The following is a 17,645-nucleotide window of genomic DNA, read 5'->3' on the forward strand; positions in this document are numbered from 1 at the left end:
TCACTGTGGTGCACCAGCTCTTCACGAACGACGGGATGATCACTTCGCTTGCGCTCCCACAGCGCCAGGCGCAACGGGATCCGCACCAGTTCCACGCCCTTAGATGTTTGCGCGTGCCAGGCGACGATCCGCTGGGAAAACACATCGACGATGAACGCGACCTACACCCACCCGGCGTTGGTCATCACGTAGGTGAAGTCTGAACCGTCCCGGGGATGATGGAGGGTGGGAAGCCACAGAAAGGAACCTCCCACCATGCCAGCACCACGCAAGTACCCCGACGAACTCCGACAGCGAGCCATCCTCATGGTCCTCGACGCGAAGACCGACCCCGACACCGCTCGCGGCGCGATCCGCAGAGTCGCCGACCAACTCGGCATCTCCCGGGAAACTCTGCGCGGCTGGGTCCGCCGCACCGAGATCGACAACGGCCAGCGTCCCGGGACCACCACCGACGACACCGACCGGATCCACGCCCTGGAAAAGGAAAACCGGGAGCTGCGCCGCGCTAACGAGATCCTCAAATCCGCCTCGGCTTTTTTCGCCGCGGAGCTCGACCGCCCCTTGCGCTGATCTGCAAATACATCAACTCGCACAAGGAAGACTATCGGGTCGAGCCGATCTGCCGGGCACCACGCAGCGCCGGTGTGAAGATCGCCCCGTCCACCTTCTACGCACACACCACCAGACCACCATCAGCCTGCACCCTGCGTGACGAGAAACTCACCGAGGAGATCATCACCGTGCACCAAGCGAACTACGACGCCTACGGCGCCAGGAAGATGCACGTCGTGATCAACCGCGACGACCCGCACCAACGGGGCCATGTGGCCCGTTGCACCATCGAACGACTCATGCGCGCGGCCGGCCTGCACGGCATCGTGAGGGCCAAAGCACCGAACACGACCCGCTCCGCTCCGAGGGAAAAGTGCCCCGCGGACCTGGTCAACCGGCACTTCGCCAGCTACTGGCCCAACCGCCTGTGGGTCGCAGACATCACCTACGTCCGCACATTCTCCGGATGGGTGTACGTCGCCTTCGTCACCGACGTGTTCTCCCAGATGATCGTCGGCTGGCAGTGCTCGCGTTCCCTGTACACCGGACTGGCCAAAGACGCCCTGACCATGGGCATCTACCAACGACGGCGGGAAGGCTGGAACAACCTGTCCGGCCTGGTGCACCACTCCGACCGGGGTGTGCAGTACCGGGCGTTCCGCTACGGCGAAGCCCTGGATGACGAGCAGGCCGTCGCATCGGTCGGGTCGAAGGGAGACCCCTACGACAACGCCCTGGCAGAGGCGGTGAACTCGTTGTACAAGGCCGAGCTGATCCGCAATCGGGGTCCATGGACCGGCATCGACGACGTCGAGGCCGCCACGTCCGAATGGGTGCACTGGTTCAACACCACCCGGCCGCACTCGTCGATCGAGTACAAATCACCGGCCGAGTTCGAGGAAGCTTATCCCCACGGTCGTGCCCCTGATACCCCGGTCGTGGACGGGGCGGACTCCCCGGTACCGCACACCGGCCCCCGGGCCAGGACTCGGACAGTGCCCCGCGCCGCCTGACCCCCACCGTCCATACGATCCACCACTATCCGTAAACCGTCCTTTCGCACCCTCTACAAACCCCGGGGCTTGACACTCGTCGCCGAGTGCCCGGCACACCGCGGTCATCGACGGGTAGTCGCTGCGCTGCTGCTGCACCAGCCGATGGCCCGGGCCTTGAAGTCCGGGCCAAAAGTGCTTGTTCATGCGGTTGATCCTTCCTCATTGGAAGGCGGCAAGATACCCGTGACGGTTCTCTGCCAGCCCGGTGCCAGCCCACACCGCATCCCCTGGAGGTAACCCCTGGTCACCGACCCGTACTCACCAGGAAACGCTGCGGTATCTCGGGGCAGGATTCCATGGTGGTCCAAGAGTGGGTTCGTAGATTGATCGTCATCGGGCACAGCGAACGTGCCCGGTGAGATCGACTCAGATCCCCCTACCGCTTGACGGTCGCCGGACAGCGACCACCACCGAAAGGACTTCACCATGGATATCAACAGCTTCCTCGAGCCGTTCCACCAGTTCGGTTCCCACGCCCAGGAGCTCCCGGAGCAGGCCCGCCAGTTCGTCGAGCAGCACGCCCCGGCCCCGAAGGCCCCGGTCAGCGGCAGCAGCATCCTCGGCTCCTAGGCAGAGAGTCAGGCACGGGTACCGGGACAGGCGCCCCCGGGAACACCTGCAGAACGCACAACGACCCCCGCACCAGTCATGGTGCGGGGGTCGTTGTGCGGGCGTGTCCGGAACGGACTCAGGTCTCCGTCGAGGTCACGGCATCCGGGTTGTTCTCCTTGTACTCGGCGTCCCCCGCGCTGATCAGGACGCCGCCCAGCACGGTGATGATCGCCACCGCAGTACCGACCTTCTTCCAGTTTCGGGGCATCGGTTCAGGCCGGGGTCGGGGAGCCAGCGCCTGCGCGATCGCGGCGTCCTCGCTGGTGAGCAGGGCGGACAGCTCCCTGGTCTCCGACCGGTCCTTCTCCCATGCCGCGAGGGCTTTCCTGTCCCGGCTGCGGCAGTACAGCGGCCAGCCGAACCCGAGGGTGATGGCCAGACCGAGCAGCACCCCGCCCAGAGCGTAGACCACCGAATAGCGGACATCGAAGGCACCGAAGACCGTCATGTACGCGCCGAAAGCGGCACAGAGCCACAGCACGACCGTGCCGCCCTTCCCCTGCTTCTTCTCCTGGGCAGGTGCCGCCAGCATCGCGGGGGACGCCGCTCTCGGCGCCATGTTCGGCATCGACGCCGGAGCAGCGGACGGTGGCGTCGGCTGCGTCACCCGGAACGGGTTCTCGGGTCGTTGCTGGTCGTTCATGGTCTCTCCGTCTCTCCGGGACACCTGCTACGCGTGGTGTCGCGCCGGTCCTCATGTCCGTTGCTGACACTATCGCTGCGACGGACGCGGACGTCTCGAACGGGGGTGGCGGGGGGTTCGATTACGGGCGAGGTGTCGCCTGATTGACACGCTTGAATGCCGACGACCACTAGAACGGCAGCAGCACCATCAGCCACGCCGCCAGCGGCCCGACCGCCACGACCACACCGGAGTAGACCAGCATCTGCCGGAAGAACTTGTCGCGGTGCTCGGCGTCCACGTTGGCCAGCACCATCGCACCGTTCGTGGAGAACGGCGAGACGTCCACCACTGTCGCTGCGACGGCGATCGCTGCGGCGGCACCGGCGACCGGGAGGTCTCCGTTGACCAGGAACGGGGCGGCCATGGTGATCGCGATACCGATCGTGGCGATGGAGGATGCCAGCGCCGAGACCACACCGGACAGGTAGCAGAGCAGTAGCAGGCCGATCATCGGCGCGCCCATCGAGGACATCTTGTCCGAGATCCAGTCGACCGTCCCGGCGGCCTGCAGTACCTCGATGTAGGTCACCATGCCGCCGACCAGCACAATCGTCGCCCAGGACACATTGTCCAGCGCCTTGCGCGACTCGACCGGCTTCATGATCGCCAGCACGCCGCCGATCGTCAGCGACACCACGCCGATGTCGAGCGCGAAGATCCCGGCCCCGATGACGAGGGCGGCCAGCCCGACGATCGTCGCCCACTGGTACGGCGTCACCGCACGGGTCGTGGCGGTGGCGACTGTGGTGGATCCGGATCCCGTCTCGGTCGTTTCGGCGTCCGCTGTGTCCTCCATCTCAGCCCGGATCTCGGCCATCTCGGCGCGGGCCTGCGCGCCGATGAGGCGGCGTCCTCCCAGGAAGACGAAGACGATGGCACCCATGAGGACGTTGAACACCAGGGCCATGAGGAACAGTGTCCATGTGTGGCTGCCGAGGTCGTTGTTCTTGAGGAAGTCATTGACGTAGATGCCGTAGACACTCAGCGGGCTGAGCAGGCCGGCCATACCGCCGTGGACGACCATCATGCCCATCATCAGCTGGTTGATGCGGTAGCGGCGGGCGAACGGGACAGCCAGCGGGGAGATGACGCCGATCGCGAAGATCGCGCCGATGGACATGAAGAAGCCGGTCAGCGCGAAGAAGATCCACGGCATCACCGCCCGGTTGCCGCGCACCGCGCGCATCGCCCAGCGCAGGATGATGTCGATGGTGCCGTTCAGTTGGGCGAAGCCGAAGAGGTAGGTCAGACCCATCAGCGCGATCATGAGGTCGACGGGGAAACCACCGAAAACCTGGTCGAAGACATCGCCGGAGTCTTCGGCGGCATCGGCGAATTCGGGGACGGCCAGGGCGACGAGGAAGGCGCCGATGAGGCCGAGGATGCCGAGGTTGATGTTGCGCAGGGTTCCGAGCAGGAAGATCAGGACGAGGACGCTGATCGTCAGGGCATGCATGGTGCAGTTACTCCCGGGTGAGCGTGGGGAGGCCGAGCTGCGGGGTCGCCGCGTTGAGGAGCCGGGTGTCGCCGGCGGCGCCGGGTCCTGGTGGGGACCGCGGGTCTTCATGGCAGGGTGGTGCGCTTCATGAGGACGCCGTCGGGTCGACTGTGAGAAATCGTAGTGGTGCCCTGCAGGACGCTCTGACGCGGGTCCTGTATCGGTACAGAAACCATGGGCGCTCGGGAGTTGGCCGGGCCTTCAGCTGTTCCGCCGCAACCCATGTCCGCGTCTTGGGATCGCAGGATGGTTTTCCGAGAGTTTTCCATCCTGCGATCCCAAGATGCCGACATTGCATTGGACGGAGGAAGTGGTGGTACCCGGCAGAGCCGCTGCCCCGCTACCGTGGACCCATGTCAGTCAGACTTGAAAACGTCGGCATCGCCGTAAGCGACCTGGACGCCACCGTCTCCTTCTTCACCGACCTCGGCCTCACCCTCCTGGGCACCGACGAGGTCAGCGGGGAGTGGGCGGACACAGCCGTCGGGCTCGACGGCAACCACGCCCGGATCGCGCTGCTCGGCACCCCGGACGGGCACGGACGCATCGAGCTGTTCGAGTACATCCACCCCGCGGCGATCCCGACCGGGCCGACCCTCCCCCACGAGATCGGGATGCACCGCATCGCCCTACAGGTCGATGACCTGGACGCCGCTCTCGAGGTCGCGGCCGGACACGGGTGTCTGCCGCTGCGCGGGGTGGCCGACTACCAGGGCGTCTACCGGCTGACCTACCTGCGCGGGCCCGACGGGATCCTCGTCATGCTCGCCGAGGATCTGCAGCGTCAGACCCCGGCGGACCCGGAGGAGTGACTACAGGTTCGCGATGGCGTAGTCGGCTTCCTCCTGGGTGAACTGCCCACCGTACTCACTGGTCAGCTGGTCGCGGATGCCCTCGGGGGACATGTCCATCGTGTCCTGGTAGCTCCGTGCGCTTTCCAGTGCATTGTTGTTCCAGTCGGCGGTCATGGTGTCCACCGCGTACTGGGCTTCTTCGGGGAGGAACTGCCCGCCGTATTCACTGGTCAGCTGGTCGTAGATGCCGACCTTAGACATGTGCATCGTGTCCGAGTAGCTCTCCGCGCTCTTCAGGGCGTTCTCGTTCCAGTCTGCGTCGACGTTGTCCACGGCGTACTGGGCAGCCTCCGGGGAGAACTTGTCGGCGTATTCGCTGGTCAGCTGGTCGTACAGTCCGGCCTTCGACATGTGCATCGTGTCCGAGTAGCGCTTGGCGCTGCGCAGGGCCGACTGGAAGTCGGCGGGGACAGAATCGTCCGAACCGGCTGAGTCGTCGGAACCGGCGTCCCCGGCGTCCTCAGCATCAGCAGCGTCCGCGGCCGGGGCATCGACCTGTTCCCCTGCGTCCGGCGCGGAGACGGTGTTGTTGTTGGAGGACGCCGCCTCCGAGCTGTCCTTGTCGTCATCACTGCCGCCGGTGGCTGCGGCGATGATGCCGATGACCACGAGGACAGTCAGGATGATGAACCAGACGCGCTTGTAGAAGGGCTTCTTCTTCGGCTCCTGCGGGGCCGGTGCACCGTAGGGTGCCGGCTGGCCGAACTGACCCGGCTGGGCGAACTGCTGGGTGGGCTGCCCCGGTGCACCGTACGGTGCGCCGTAGGGGTTCGACTGGTCATGAGGTCCGGTGGGAGGTGTCGTGGTCATGATGTTCTCTCTTGTGTGCGCGACGGCGTGCCGCGGTCAGTGACCCGACCCGCCGACGATGTGGGCGTCGGCGGGCCGGGGTGCACGGTCGTTCGCCGGGCACAGAGAACATCATGGCGGACGTCCGGACGTGGAAAGCTCGCGTTCGAAAGCCACGTTCGAGCAGTGGTGGTCTACTTCTTCACGGAGTAGAGCCGCTTGTTGACGAACTCGTCCATGCCCAGCGGGCCCAGCTCACGGCCGTAGCCGGAGCGCTTCACGCCACCGAAGGGCATGGACTCGGTCTCCGGGGCGGACTGGTTCACGCCGGTCATGCCGGCCTCCAGGCCCTCGGCGAACTTCTCGGCGCGTCCTTCCTCGACAGCCCACACGGTGGAGCCGAGACCGTACTGGGTGTCGTTGGCCAGCTTCAGGGCCTCCTCGTCGGAGGAGACCTTGTACACGGTCACGACCGGGCCGAAGAACTCCTCGTAGGCGATGGGGGAGCCGACCGGGATGTCGGTGACCACGGCCGGGGCGACGTAGAAGCCGCCGGCGAAGTCACCGTCGACCCGGGTGCCACCGACCCGCAGGTTCGCGCCGGCGTCCACGGCACGGCCGATCTGGTCGAGCAGGTTTTCCGCGGCGCGTTCCGAGGACAGCGGACCGAAGGCCTTCTCCGCGGTGTAGTCCTCGATCTGTGCCGGATCCTTCGGTGTCAGGGCGCTGACCAGCTCAACGGCCTCGGCGACGAACTCGTCGTAGATGTCCTCGGAGACGATGATCCGCTTGTTGGAGTTGCAGGCCTGGCCGGTGTTCTCCAGGCGGATCGCCACCGCGTTCGCCGCCGCCTCCTTCACGTCGGAGGTGGAGAGGATGACGTAGGGGTCCGAGCCGCCGAGCTCCAGGACGGCCTTCTTCAGTGCGGCACCGGCCTGGGCGGCGATCGCGGCACCGGCACGCTCGGAACCGGTCAGGGAGACACCCTGCACCCGCGGGTCCTCGATGATGGTGGAGACCTGCTCGTGGGTGGCGAAGATATTGGTGTAGACGGCCTCCGGGTAGCCGCCCTCGCGCAGCGCCTGACGCACGATCTCCTCGACGACCAGACCGCAGCCGGGCACGGACTCGGCATGCTTGAGCAGGATCACATTGCCGGTGACCAGGTTCGGGGCCGCGAAACGGGCGATCTGGTAGTAGGGGTAGTTCCACGGCATGATGCCCAGCAGGACGCCGACCGGGCGGCGCTCGATGACGGTGCGTGAGTCATCGGTGTCTTCGAGCACCTGATCGGCGGCGAGCGTGGGGCCGTTGTCTGCGAAGTAGGCGAAGATGTCGCCGCAGAAGTCGGCTTCGCCGACGGACTCACCCAGTGGCTTGCCCATTTCGCGGGTGGCCAGCTCACCGAGCTCCTTGGCTCGCTCCTTGAAGATCTCGGCGACGCGGGTGACGACCTTGGCGCGCTCCTCGATCGGGGTGGCGCGCCACACGGCGGCGGCGGACGCGGCGTCCTCCAGGACGGTGGCCAGTGCCTCATCGGTGAGGTGTTCGTAGTCCGCGGTGACCTCGCCGGTGGCGGGGACGGTGGTGCGGTAGCTGGGGGAATTTGTGTTGGTCATGAAGCCATCCTGCCTTCTTTTACGGATTTGTGTCGCCCTCGGTGGGCGACTTGTTTCTGGAAACCTCGGTACGCTGGGGAAAACTAAGAAAAAGGAGTGAGAAGCATGTCAGGAAATTACGGTCAGCTCGTTCTCGATGCCCACAACGCCCTGTTCGGCCGTGGTGACACCAGCGTTCTGGACACCGCCTTCGCCGACGATTTCATTGAGCACTCGCCGCTGGTCGCGGGCGACCGTGTCGGCCTGAAGACGATGGTCGAGGAGGCGGGCGACGCCCTCGGCTACACCAACGCGCGGGTTCTCGCCGACGGCGATCTGGTGGCCCTCCACGGGAGGTTCACCGGTCTCGATGAGACCGACCTTGTCGGGTTCGACATCTACCGTGTCGCCGACGGCAAGCTCGCCGAGCACTGGGATTCTCTGGTCCCGGTCGCAGAGCCGAACGCCAGTGGTCGTACCCAGCTCGACGGCCCCACCGAGGTGGACGCGTCGGTCGACTCCGAGGAGAGCCGGGGCATTATCGCGAAGTACTTCACTGAGACCCTCATCGGCGAGGACTACGAGGGCTTCCGGAGGTACACCCGTGACGGGGTGTTCCTCCAGCACAGCCCGGACATCGCCGACGGGGTGGACGCCGTCATCGACTTCCTCACCGACCTGAAGGCCAAGGATGAGGGGTTGGTCTACGACCGCATCCACCGCACGGTTGCCGACGGTCAGTTCGTTCTCACGCACTCGGAGGGGGCCATCGCCGGCCAGCGCCACTCGTACGCGGAGCTGTGGCATCTCACTGACGGCGTCCTCACGGAGATGTGGGACGCCATCACCGAAGTGCCGGCGGACGCGGATGCTCTTCACAGTCACGGGATCTTCTGACCTGTTTCTTCAGGGGGTTGCGGTTTCCTGTTCACGGACTCACCGTTGCCCGGCGGGCTGCGAGGCCGGCCGTCGGTGACTACGACGGCCGTCATGCGTCCTGCTCTTCCCGCGCCGTCCCCTGGACTTCCAGGATGGCCAGCGCCGCGGCCTCGCCCTGGCGGACCGCGCCGTCGACGTGCTGGTAGCCCTCGGCGGCGATGTCGGAGCAGGCGTAGTGGATCGGCCCGGTCGGCTGGTTCTGCAGGTGACCCCAGCGGTGCAGTCCGCCCAGGTCGTAGCTGGTGGCGTAGGCGCCGCGGGTCCATTCCTCGGCGGCCATGTCGGAGAGGTAGAACGCGACCGGCTCCATGGTCTTCGGGCCGAGGTAGTCGGCCATCGCGGAGAGGATCCGCTCCTTGCGCTCGGCCTCGGGCAGGGCCCACATCTCCTCGGCGTAGAGGTCGGAGACGAAGCCGACGAGGGTTCCGTAGGTGTCCTCCCCGGTGGTGCCGTCGGCGCCGTAGTTGGTGTTGTCGTAGACCTCCTGGACGAGGCGTCCGCCACCGAAGGCGGTGCCGGAGAGGCCGTCCTCGCGCCAGAACGGGGTCTCGTAGACCGCGTGGACCTTGATGACCAGGCCCATCGAGATGTGCTGGTGGGCGATGTGCTGCTCACGCGGCATCGGCGGGACGAAGCTGATCCGGTTGTACAGGTTCGGCGGCACGGCGAGCACCGCGTTCGTCGCGTGGACGGTGATGCTGTCCGAGTGGACGGTGACGGAACCGGCGGCACCGTTGTCGGCCACACCGTTGCGCACGTCGGCGACGGTGTTGATCTCGTCGACGGTGGTGGCGTCCGCCTCGTGCCAGTCGATCTGACGGACGGGCGAGTCCAGGATGATCTTGCCGCCGAGCTCATGGATCTTCTCGGCCAGGGTGACGGAGACGTGCTGCATGCCGCCGACGACACGCCGGTCGAGGATGAAGTCCTCGTCGACGAGGTTGGAGAAGGACCCGGCGGACGCCGCCATGAGCACGGCCTGCAGCGTCGAGAACGCGTAGGACGGCTTGGTCAGCATGCCGGACGCCACGTAGATCGAGACGTTGTCGATGGCCTCCTGGTCGTCGGAGTGCTGGTGGAGCCAGGTGCGGAAGGCGATCGTGTCGAGCTCCTCGGCCTTCGCGGCAGCCCACGGGGTCTCGGCCCCGACCTCGGCGGCGAGCTCGTCCATGATGCCGATGAGCTTCTCCATCTCGGCCAGGGTGTGGTCGGTGACGGGCAGGCGGTCGCCGGTGTAGGTGTGCCGGGTGCCGTCGGGGGAGACGTAGATGGAGTTGCCCTCGCGGTAGCGCGGGAAGGTCTCCAGGTCGAGCTCCTCGGTGAGCGCCATGAGGCGGGTCTGGTCGGGGGAGATCCACTGGCCACCGATCTCGATGAAGTGCTTCCCTCCCTCGGCATCGAGGATGTGGCCGTTCCAGGTGCGTCCGCCGACGCGGTCGCGCGCCTCGATGACGGTGACCTTCTTACCGGCCTTGGCCAGGGTGTATGCGGCGGTGAGGCCGGCGGGGCCGGCGCCGATGACGACGACGTCTGACTCGGTGGACGGTGTGGTGGCGGTGCTCATGGATTGGTACCCTCTCTAAAAAGAACTGCGTTCGTTTAGGGCGACTGTACCGCGTGCGGTGCGGTTTGCCTACGGTCTGTCTGTAAATTCTGTGTGACAGGTCACCAACGCCCGCTGACGGCGACGACAGGAGTCGATGGACAATGACAGGACCACAGCCGGGACGTCGCGCCGGGCGTCCGGCGAAACCACTGCTCAACCGGGAACTCATCGCGGACGCCGCGCTCGACCTCGTCACCGCCGACGGCACCGACGGGTTGACCATGAAGTCCTTGGCCGGACGCCTCGGAGTCTCCGTCTCCTCGCTCTACAACCACATCGCCGGCAAGGCCGATCTCCTCACGTCAGTGCAGGACGCGGTGATGTCGCGCGTCGACGCCTCTGCCTTCGACTCCGTCGCCGATGGTCCGGGCCTGGCTGAGGCCCTGCGGACCTGGTCGCGCTCCTACCGTCAGGTCTTCGCCGACTACCCCTCCCTCGTCCCGCTCATCGCCACCATGCCGGTGTCCGGTGCCCCGGCCACCCGCCGTATGTACGACGCGGTCTCCGCCGGACTCCTCGCCGCCGGCGTGCCGACTGCACAGGTCGTGCCGGTGATCGTCGCCTTCGAGTCCTTCCTCTACGGCTCGGCGATGGACGTCCACGCCCCGGCCGGGATCTTCTACTCTCGGCCGGGGGAGCAGGACGCCCCGTCGTTCCGCGCGGTGGTGGAGTCCTTCACCGCGCAGGTGGACGCGGGGGAGGACGCTGCGTCCACCTCGGCATCGTCCACTTCGGCTTCCCCCAACCCCTATGCCGACCAGCCCTTCGAGTGGGGGCTCGACGCCCTCGTCGCCCGCACCCTCACACTGCTCGACTGACCTCGCGGCCGCCTGTTCCAGCCCGCCTGACTCTCCCGCACCCGGTGTGGCATCTCAACGTACCGGGTGGCATCTCCTCCTGTCGCCTGGGCGGCGTGGGGCGACACAGAGAGATGCCGCAGCGCACGAAGGGCTGCCACTCCGCATGTCTCGCCCCACCGGCCACCGCCGCGCTCACCGCCTGGTCACCGCCACGAGCAGCAGCTCCGCCCGCACTACCGGGTCGGACAGGTCCACCTCGCAGGCCTCCGCGATCCGGGCGATCCGCGTGCGCACCGTGTGCCGGTGCACCCCCAGCGCATCGGCCGCCGCCGCGGTCTTCCCGCCCGACCGCAGCCACGTCTCCAGGGTCTGCAGCAGCTCACGACCCTCCTCGGGGGTGCGTCCCGCCGCGACGACGCGGTCCACCGTCTCCGCCGCCCGCATGTCCAGTGCTTCACGCACCGCCGGCCGCTCCAGCCAGTCCGTCCCCGCCTGATAGGGCCCCGCCACCGACCCCGGCGTCAGCGACCGGGCGGCGGTCTCCAGCCGGTGCACCCGCTCCATCGACACCTCTGACCAGGCCACCGGCTCACCGACAGCGATACGGATCCGGCGACCGGCTGTGCCGAAGGTCCCGACGATCCCCTCCACCGTCCGCGTCCCGCGGAACAGGAACAGTGAGGTGGAGGTGTCCAGCCCGGTGGACACGAGGTGGCGTCCTTCCCGGGCCGTGGTCCGGTCCGCCTCGTCCAGCGCCCGTCGCAGGTCCGCGACCCGATCCGCGGCGACGACGACCGGACGCACCCGACCCTCCCCGTCGGCCGCCTGGTCCAGGACCTGACCGCCCGGGACGTGACCCAGTCCGAGGTGCAGCCGCAACGCCAGGGAGTTCAGCTCATTGCGCTCCCGCCGCAGGTAGACGGGTCGCTGCAGCAGGATGTCGGCCAGACCCGCGGCGTGCTTGAGTACCGAGCGGTCATGCGGGCTGAACGGGTGGTCGGCGAGCACCGTGATGAAATGCAGCCGCTCGCCCTGCCGGGTCATCCGCTGCGTGATCCGCCAGCGCTCACCACCGGCGTCACTGTGGTCTGCGCTGCTCCGGTTGCTCCGTGAGGCCTCCTTCGCCGCCTCCATCGCAGACAGCAGGACGCCACCCTCGGTCGTCCGGTCACAGTGACCCTGCGTCCGCCCGTCGTTGTCGGTCACCGCGACCGCCGCCGCCAGGTGGGACGCCGCGTCCGTGAGCAGGGCCGGGAGTCCGCCACGTACCGCCGCGCCCGAGAGCTGCTCCTGGACAGAGATGAGCCGTTCCTGGTCGAGGCGGGCGCGCCGGGTGTGTTCGGCCTGGACGGTGTTGAGGATCGAGATGAAGGCGGTACGCCGGGGTACCTCGAATACGGCGATGCCGCGGGCGCGGGCGGCGTCCACCAGGGCCTCCGGGACTGTCGGATAGAACAGTCCGGTGCCGAATCCCACCGCCGTGACCTGTGCTTCCGCCAGTCGGGCGATGTAGTCGGGGAAGGGGTCGGCCTCCCGCGACAGGGCGACGCCGACGGTGAGCACGACCGCATGCGGGGCAAGGAACTCGCGCGGATCGGTGAGCTCGGTCGGCTGGATGACGCTGAACCCGGCGTCCGGTGCGGCGGCCACGACCGGTCGCAGGTCCAGCTCGCGCTGGGCGTGGAGCCAGGTCAGGGGGAGGGCCGCTGGTGTGTCACTCATGGCCGAAGTGTACAAATTCTCGGCCATTCTTCGCCAGACGGGACATGAGCCAGGTCACCACACGTGCCGCACAATGACAGCCATGACTGCTTCCACCGGATCGACCGTCCTCACCGAGCTCACCTACCGACTCCCCCAGGAGCGGAAGATCGTCACCGACCAGCTGCCCGGCCCGGCGTCCGCCGCCCTGGCCGCCCGCACCGCCGCGTCCGTCGCCCGGGGCATCGCCCCGGCCCTGCCCGGCTACGTCGTCGACGCCGACGGTGGCGTCCTCGTGGACGCCGACGGCAACTCCTTCATCGACTTCGCGTCCGGCATCGCCGTGACCAGCGTCGGCGCGTCCAACCCGGCCGTCGTCGCCGCCGTGCAGGACGCCGTCGCACACTTCACCCACACCAACTTCACCACCTCCCCCTACGAGTCCTACACGGCCGTCGCCGAGAAGCTCAACGAGATCACCCCGGGTGACTTCGACAAGCGCACCGTGCTGCTGAACTCCGGTTCCGAGGCCGTCGAGAACGCCGTGAAGATCGCGCGCAGTTTCACCGGCCGCAACGCCGTCGTCGTCATGGACCGCGCCTACCACGGCCGCACCAACCTCACCATGGCCATGACCGCGAAGAACGTCCCCTACAAGGACGGCTTCGGCCCCTTCGCCCCCGAGGTCTACCGCGCCCCGATGAGCTTCCCGCTGCACGACGGACTCACCGGCCCCGAGGCCGCCGAGAAGACCATCTGGCAGATGGAGAAGGAGATCGGCGCGTCCAACCTGGCCTGCGTCGTCATCGAGCCGATCCAGGGTGAGGGCGGCTTCGTCGTCCCCGCCGAGGGCTTCCTCCCGGCCATCGCCGAGTGGTGCCGCGCCAACGGCGTCGTCTTCATCGCCGACGAGATCCAGGCCGGCATGTGCCGCTCCGGTGACTGGTTCGCCGTGAACCACGAGGGCGTCGTCCCGGACCTCATGACCACCGCCAAGGGCATCGCCGGCGGTATGCCGCTGTCCGCGGTCACCGGTCGCGCCGAGATCATGGACGCCTCCGGCCCCGGCTCCCTCGGCGGCACCTACGCCGGCTCCCCGATCGCCTGCGCCGCCGCCCTGGCCTCGATGGGCCAGATGGAGGAGCTGGACCTCGCCGGACGCGCCCGCGAGATCGAGGCTGTCGTCCGCGAGATCCTCGAGCCCCTGGTCGCCGAGACCGACGGCAAGGTCGCCGAGGTCCGTGGCCGTGGCGCCATGATGGCCTTCGAGATCGTGGACGCGGAAGGACGCCCCGACGCGGCGACCGTGAAGGCCATCGCCGGTGCCTGCCAGGCCAAGGGCCTGCTGACCCTGACCTGTGGTCTCGACGGCAACGTCATCCGCCTGCTGCCGCCGCTGGTGATCTCCGAGGCACTGCTGCGTGAGGGCCTCAATGTCCTCGCTGACGCGGTGCGTGCGGCCCTGGAGGCCTGATGGAAGGCGAACAAGAGGTCACCCACGGCCGCACCAGGAAAGAGGCGAAGAAGCTCGCCAACCGGCATGTCACCCTCATCGCCCTGGGCGGCATCATCGGGTCGAGCCTGTTCATCGGTTCCGGCAACATCATCCGGTCCACCGGCCCGGCCGCGATCGTCTCCTACCTGCTCGGTGGACTGCTGGTCTACCTGGCGATGAAGATGCTCGGAGAGATGGCCGCACACCGGCCTGCCGTCGGCTCCTTCATGGACTACGCGAAGCACGGGCTCGGCGACGGGGCGTCCTACCTCGTCGGTTGGTTGTACTGGTACTTCTGGGTCGGCGTGCTGGCCTATGAGGCGGTGATCGGCGGCGAGACGATGCACGGCTGGTTCTCCGCCGTGCCGACCTGGGCGTGGTCGCTGCTGCTGCTGGCTGTCTTCGTCGGTTCGAACGCGGTCTCCACCCGCAGTTTCGGTGAGATCGAGTTCTGGCTCGCCGGGATCAAGGTCATCGCCGTGATCGTCTTCCTCGTCGCTGGCGTCCTCTTCGCTCTCGGCCTCTGGCCGGACTCCGACTTCTCCGTCCAGAATCTCTGGGACCACGGCGGGTTCGCGCCGAACGGTGTGGGTCAGGCGCTGACCGGCGTGGCGATCGTCATCTTCGCCTACTTCGGTACGGAGATCGCCGTGATGGCCGCCGCCGAGTCCGAGGACCCCGGCACGTCGGTGCGACGTGCGACGAACACCGTCGTGTGGCGCATCCTGCTGTTCTTCGTCGGCTCGGTCGCCCTCATCGTCATGATCGTGCCGTGGGACGAACTGCCGGAGCCGACTGACGTCTCTTCGGCGCCGTTCACGTACGTCTTCGAGCTCTTCGGTCTGCCCGGTGCGGCGAACGTCATGCAGCTCATCATCTTCACCGCGGTGCTGTCCGTGCTGAACTCCGGGCTGTACTCGGCGTCCCGCATGCTCGCCGCGATGGGTGACCAGGGATTCGCGCCGAAGGCCGTCACCGTGCGTAATAAGCGCGGCGTGCCGCTGGTCGCGTTGGTGGCGTCCACCGTCGGCGGTGTCGCCGCGACCATCGTGAACTTCGCCTTCCCGGACACCGGCATCTTCGACTTCATCATGAATTCGTCGGGCCTGGTCGCGCTGTTCGTGTACGTCATCATCGCGCTGACGCACTGGAACATGCGCCGGAAGATGACGCCGGCGGAGGTCAGCTCGCTGGAGATGAAGGCGCCGCTGTACCCGTGGGTGAACTTCCTGCTCATCGCCGGCGTGATCGCCGTGTTCATCGTCATGGTGGTGCAGGAGTCCAGCCGGACGCAGGTGTGGACCAGCCTCATCGCCACCGGTGTGGTCGTCGTGTTCTGGCCGCTGGTGAAGCGGAACCTGGCGAAGCGCCGGGCCGAGCAGGACGGCGCCCTGTAGGACGCCCTGTGGGAGGCCCGGTGGGACGCCCCGTGGGGGGTCACCGGCGCACGGTCACACGATGAGGTTCACCAGAAGAACCACGATCAGCGCGGTGACGGACAGCACCGTCTCCATCAGTGACCAGGTCTTCAGGGTCTGCGGCACGGTCATGCCGAAGTACTCCTTGACCAGCCAGAAGCCGGCGTCGTTGACGTGGGAGAAGAAGACCGACCCCGCGCCGATGGCCAGCACCAGCAGGGCGACCTCCACCGAGGGCATCCCCTCGGCCAGCGGTGCCATGATGCCCGCCGCGGTCACGGTCGCCACGGTCGCCGAACCGGTGGCCAGGCGGATGAACACCGCCACCAGCCAGCCGGCGACGAGGGTGGAGACCGGGGCGTCCTGCACCCAGTCGCCGATGATGTCCGCCACGCCGGTGTCGACGAGGGTCTGCTTGAAACCGCCGCCGGCACCCACGATGAGGATCACTGAGGCGATCGGTCCGAAGGACGCCCCGACCGTGTCGGAGACCTCCTTGGCGGTGCGTCCCTGGAAGAAGCCGAGCAGGGTCATGCCGACCAGCACCGTGGCCAGCAGGGCAACGATCGGCTCACCGAGGAACTCGAAGGTCTTGTAGACCGCGGAGCCCTCGTCGACGCCGGTGGATTCGACGATGGTGCGCGAGAGCATCATCACCACGGGCAGCAGGACCACGGTCAGGCCCCGGACGACGGACGGCTTCGGGCCGGCGTCCTCCTCCTTGTCCGCCTCAGCGGCAGCGGCCGGAGCGGGGATCGGGACCCACGTCGCCATGATCTTCGCGGACAGCGGGCCGGCGATCGCGACGACCGGGACAGCGACCAGCAGGCCGAGGGCCAGGGTCAGGCCAAGGTTCGCCTGCAGGGCGTCCACCGCGATCAGCGGGCCGGGGTGCGGCGGGACCAGGGCATGCAGCGCGGACAGGCCAGCCAGGGCCGGGACCCCCAGCAGGATCAGCGGCAGGTTGGACCGGCGCGCGGCGAGGATGACCACCGGGATCAGCAGCACGATACCGACCTCGAAGAACAGCGGGATACCGAGCAGCATCGCCAGCCCGGCGATGACCCACGGCCGCCATTTCGCGGCGGTCTTGTCGAGGAAGGCGTCCACGATGGAGTCCGCCGCCCCGGAGGTGACGAGGAACTGGCCGATCACCGCACCGAGCGCGATGAGGACGCCGACATCGCCGACGGTGCCGCCGAAGCCGGAGGTGAAGGAGGAGAAGGTGTCGACCAACGGGATACCGGCGATGAGCGCCAGGCCGGCGGAGCCGAGCATGAGGGAGAGGAACGGGTGGACCTTCGCCCACACGATGAGGACGATGATCAGCGCGATGCCGACGACCGCGGAGACCACGAGGCGTGAGTCCGAGGCGGTGGTGACGACCTCGTCCTCGGCGAGGACGCTCAGCGCCCCGATGGTGCTCATGAGTTCACCCCGGTGTCGGAGGTGCTGAGGTGGCTGAGTCCGGCGGCCTCGAGGACCTCGGCGACGAGGATGTCCGGGTCGGCGGTGGCGTCGAGGGTGAGGCCGTTCTCGTCGTCGGTGAGCGGCTCGAGAGTGTCGAGCTGACTGTCCAGTAGGGACGCCGGCATGAAGTGCCCCCTGCGGCTGTTCAGCCGCTCCAGCAGGACCGACGCGGGAGCGTCGAGCTCGGCGAAGAGGACGCGGCCGTCGTGGACGCCGTCGGCCCCGCGGAGGACATCCCGGTAGGAGCGCTTGAGGGCGGAGCAGGTGACGATGGAGGAGTCACCGGCCTCGGCGTGGGCCTGCATCCAGTCGGCGAGGCTGCGCAGCCAGGGCCAGCGGTCGTCGTCGTTGAGAGGATTCCCGGAGGCCATCTTCTCCTTGTTGGCGGCCGGGTGGAAGTCGTCGGCCTCGGCGTAAGGGAAACCGGTGATCGCGGCGAGGCGCTCGGCGACGGTGGTTTTTCCACTGGCGCTCACCCCCATGATCACGAGGTGAACGGGCTGTGAAGCTTTCTCGGACATGATCCCGGACTTTACCGATTCGGAGCCGTCCGGAACAGGGTCGGAAGTG

The 17,645-nt window shown here is 67.5% G+C and carries 14 protein-coding genes and 2 pseudogenes; 7 read left to right on the top strand and 9 right to left on the bottom strand.

Going from position 1 to position 17,645, the window contains the following annotated elements; translation table 11 throughout:
- Window positions 1–203, bottom strand: a pseudogene (locus tag CVA01_RS10595) (IS3-like element ISPfr13 family transposase); the annotation flags it as partial.
- A gap of 52 nt (window positions 204–255) precedes the next feature.
- Here CVA01_RS10595 and CVA01_RS10605 point away from each other — a divergent pair.
- A pseudogene (locus CVA01_RS10605) lies at window positions 256–1,463 on the top strand (IS3 family transposase); the annotation flags it as partial.
- A gap of 573 nt (window positions 1,464–2,036) precedes the next feature.
- Window positions 2,037–2,180, top strand: a complete 144-nt coding sequence (locus CVA01_RS14935) for a hypothetical protein (RefSeq protein WP_014011428.1) — start codon at window positions 2,037–2,039, stop codon at window positions 2,178–2,180.
- Window positions 2,181–2,298: 118 nt separating this feature from the next.
- On the opposite strand, the gene CVA01_RS10610 is transcribed toward CVA01_RS14935, so the two are convergent.
- Together CVA01_RS10610 and CVA01_RS10615 are read right to left on the bottom strand one after the other, a co-directional pair.
- Window positions 2,299–2,865, bottom strand: coding sequence for a hypothetical protein (locus CVA01_RS10610; RefSeq protein ID WP_141330616.1), 567 nt, complete (start codon window positions 2,863–2,865; stop codon window positions 2,299–2,301).
- Between the two features lie 169 nt (window positions 2,866–3,034).
- Entirely contained in the window at window positions 3,035–4,363 is a 1,329-nt protein-coding gene (locus tag CVA01_RS10615) for an SLC13 family permease (RefSeq protein ID WP_141330618.1), read from the bottom strand.
- 395 nt (window positions 4,364–4,758) lie between these two features.
- Between CVA01_RS10615 and CVA01_RS10620 the strand changes: the two genes are divergently transcribed.
- Complete coding sequence (locus tag CVA01_RS10620; protein ID WP_141330621.1) at window positions 4,759–5,217, top strand: VOC family protein; 459 nt, start codon at window positions 4,759–4,761, stop codon at window positions 5,215–5,217.
- Here CVA01_RS10620 and CVA01_RS10625 read toward each other — a convergent pair whose 3' ends face one another.
- A complete protein-coding gene (locus CVA01_RS10625; protein WP_141330623.1) occupies window positions 5,218–6,069 on the bottom strand; it encodes an Ltp family lipoprotein in 852 nt (283 codons plus the stop codon). It lies immediately after the preceding gene.
- Between the two features lie 173 nt (window positions 6,070–6,242).
- Window positions 6,243–7,667 (bottom strand): aldehyde dehydrogenase family protein, encoded by a 1,425-nt coding sequence (locus CVA01_RS10630; protein WP_073884353.1) that lies wholly within the window; start codon window positions 7,665–7,667, stop codon window positions 6,243–6,245.
- A 105-nt stretch (window positions 7,668–7,772) separates the two neighbouring features.
- Here CVA01_RS10630 and CVA01_RS10635 point away from each other — a divergent pair, with 105 nt between their 5' ends.
- Complete coding sequence (locus CVA01_RS10635; protein WP_073884352.1) at window positions 7,773–8,543, top strand: nuclear transport factor 2 family protein; 771 nt, start codon at window positions 7,773–7,775, stop codon at window positions 8,541–8,543.
- A 91-nt stretch (window positions 8,544–8,634) separates the two neighbouring features.
- On the opposite strand, the gene CVA01_RS10640 is transcribed toward CVA01_RS10635, so the two are convergent.
- Window positions 8,635–10,149 (bottom strand): flavin monoamine oxidase family protein, encoded by a 1,515-nt coding sequence (locus tag CVA01_RS10640; protein WP_141330625.1) that lies wholly within the window; start codon window positions 10,147–10,149, stop codon window positions 8,635–8,637.
- Window positions 10,150–10,292: 143 nt separating this feature from the next.
- Between CVA01_RS10640 and CVA01_RS10645 the strand changes: the two genes are divergently transcribed.
- A complete protein-coding gene (locus CVA01_RS10645; protein ID WP_141330627.1) occupies window positions 10,293–11,009 on the top strand; it encodes a TetR/AcrR family transcriptional regulator in 717 nt (238 codons plus the stop codon).
- A gap of 174 nt (window positions 11,010–11,183) precedes the next feature.
- Here the strand turns inward: CVA01_RS10645 and CVA01_RS10650 are convergent, their stop codons facing one another.
- Window positions 11,184–12,713, bottom strand: a complete 1,530-nt coding sequence (locus CVA01_RS10650) for a PucR family transcriptional regulator (protein ID WP_244938265.1) — start codon at window positions 12,711–12,713, stop codon at window positions 11,184–11,186.
- A gap of 82 nt (window positions 12,714–12,795) precedes the next feature.
- On the opposite strand from CVA01_RS10650, the gene gabT reads away from it, so the two are divergent.
- On the top strand, window positions 12,796–14,166 hold the full coding sequence (gabT, locus tag CVA01_RS10655; protein ID WP_141330629.1) for a 4-aminobutyrate--2-oxoglutarate transaminase: 1,371 nt from the start codon (window positions 12,796–12,798) through the stop codon (window positions 14,164–14,166).
- Window positions 14,166–15,584 (top strand): amino acid permease, encoded by a 1,419-nt coding sequence (locus CVA01_RS10660; RefSeq protein WP_141330631.1) that lies wholly within the window; start codon window positions 14,166–14,168, stop codon window positions 15,582–15,584. The genes gabT and CVA01_RS10660 overlap by 1 nt, the downstream gene beginning before the upstream one ends.
- A 54-nt stretch (window positions 15,585–15,638) precedes the next feature.
- On the opposite strand, the gene CVA01_RS10665 is transcribed toward CVA01_RS10660, so the two are convergent.
- Entirely contained in the window at window positions 15,639–17,033 is a 1,395-nt protein-coding gene (locus tag CVA01_RS10665) for a GntP family permease (protein ID WP_141330633.1), read from the bottom strand.
- The gene (locus CVA01_RS10670) at window positions 17,030–17,596 is read right to left on the bottom strand and encodes a gluconokinase (RefSeq protein ID WP_141330635.1); all 567 of its coding nucleotides are present in this window, start codon (window positions 17,594–17,596) and stop codon (window positions 17,030–17,032) included. The genes CVA01_RS10665 and CVA01_RS10670 overlap by 4 nt, the downstream gene beginning before the upstream one ends.
- Window positions 17,597–17,645: the final 49 nt, after the last annotated feature.

The sequence above is a fragment of the Corynebacterium variabile genome (genome assembly GCF_006539825.1).
Lineage (GTDB): Bacteria > Actinomycetota > Actinomycetes > Mycobacteriales > Mycobacteriaceae > Corynebacterium > Corynebacterium variabile.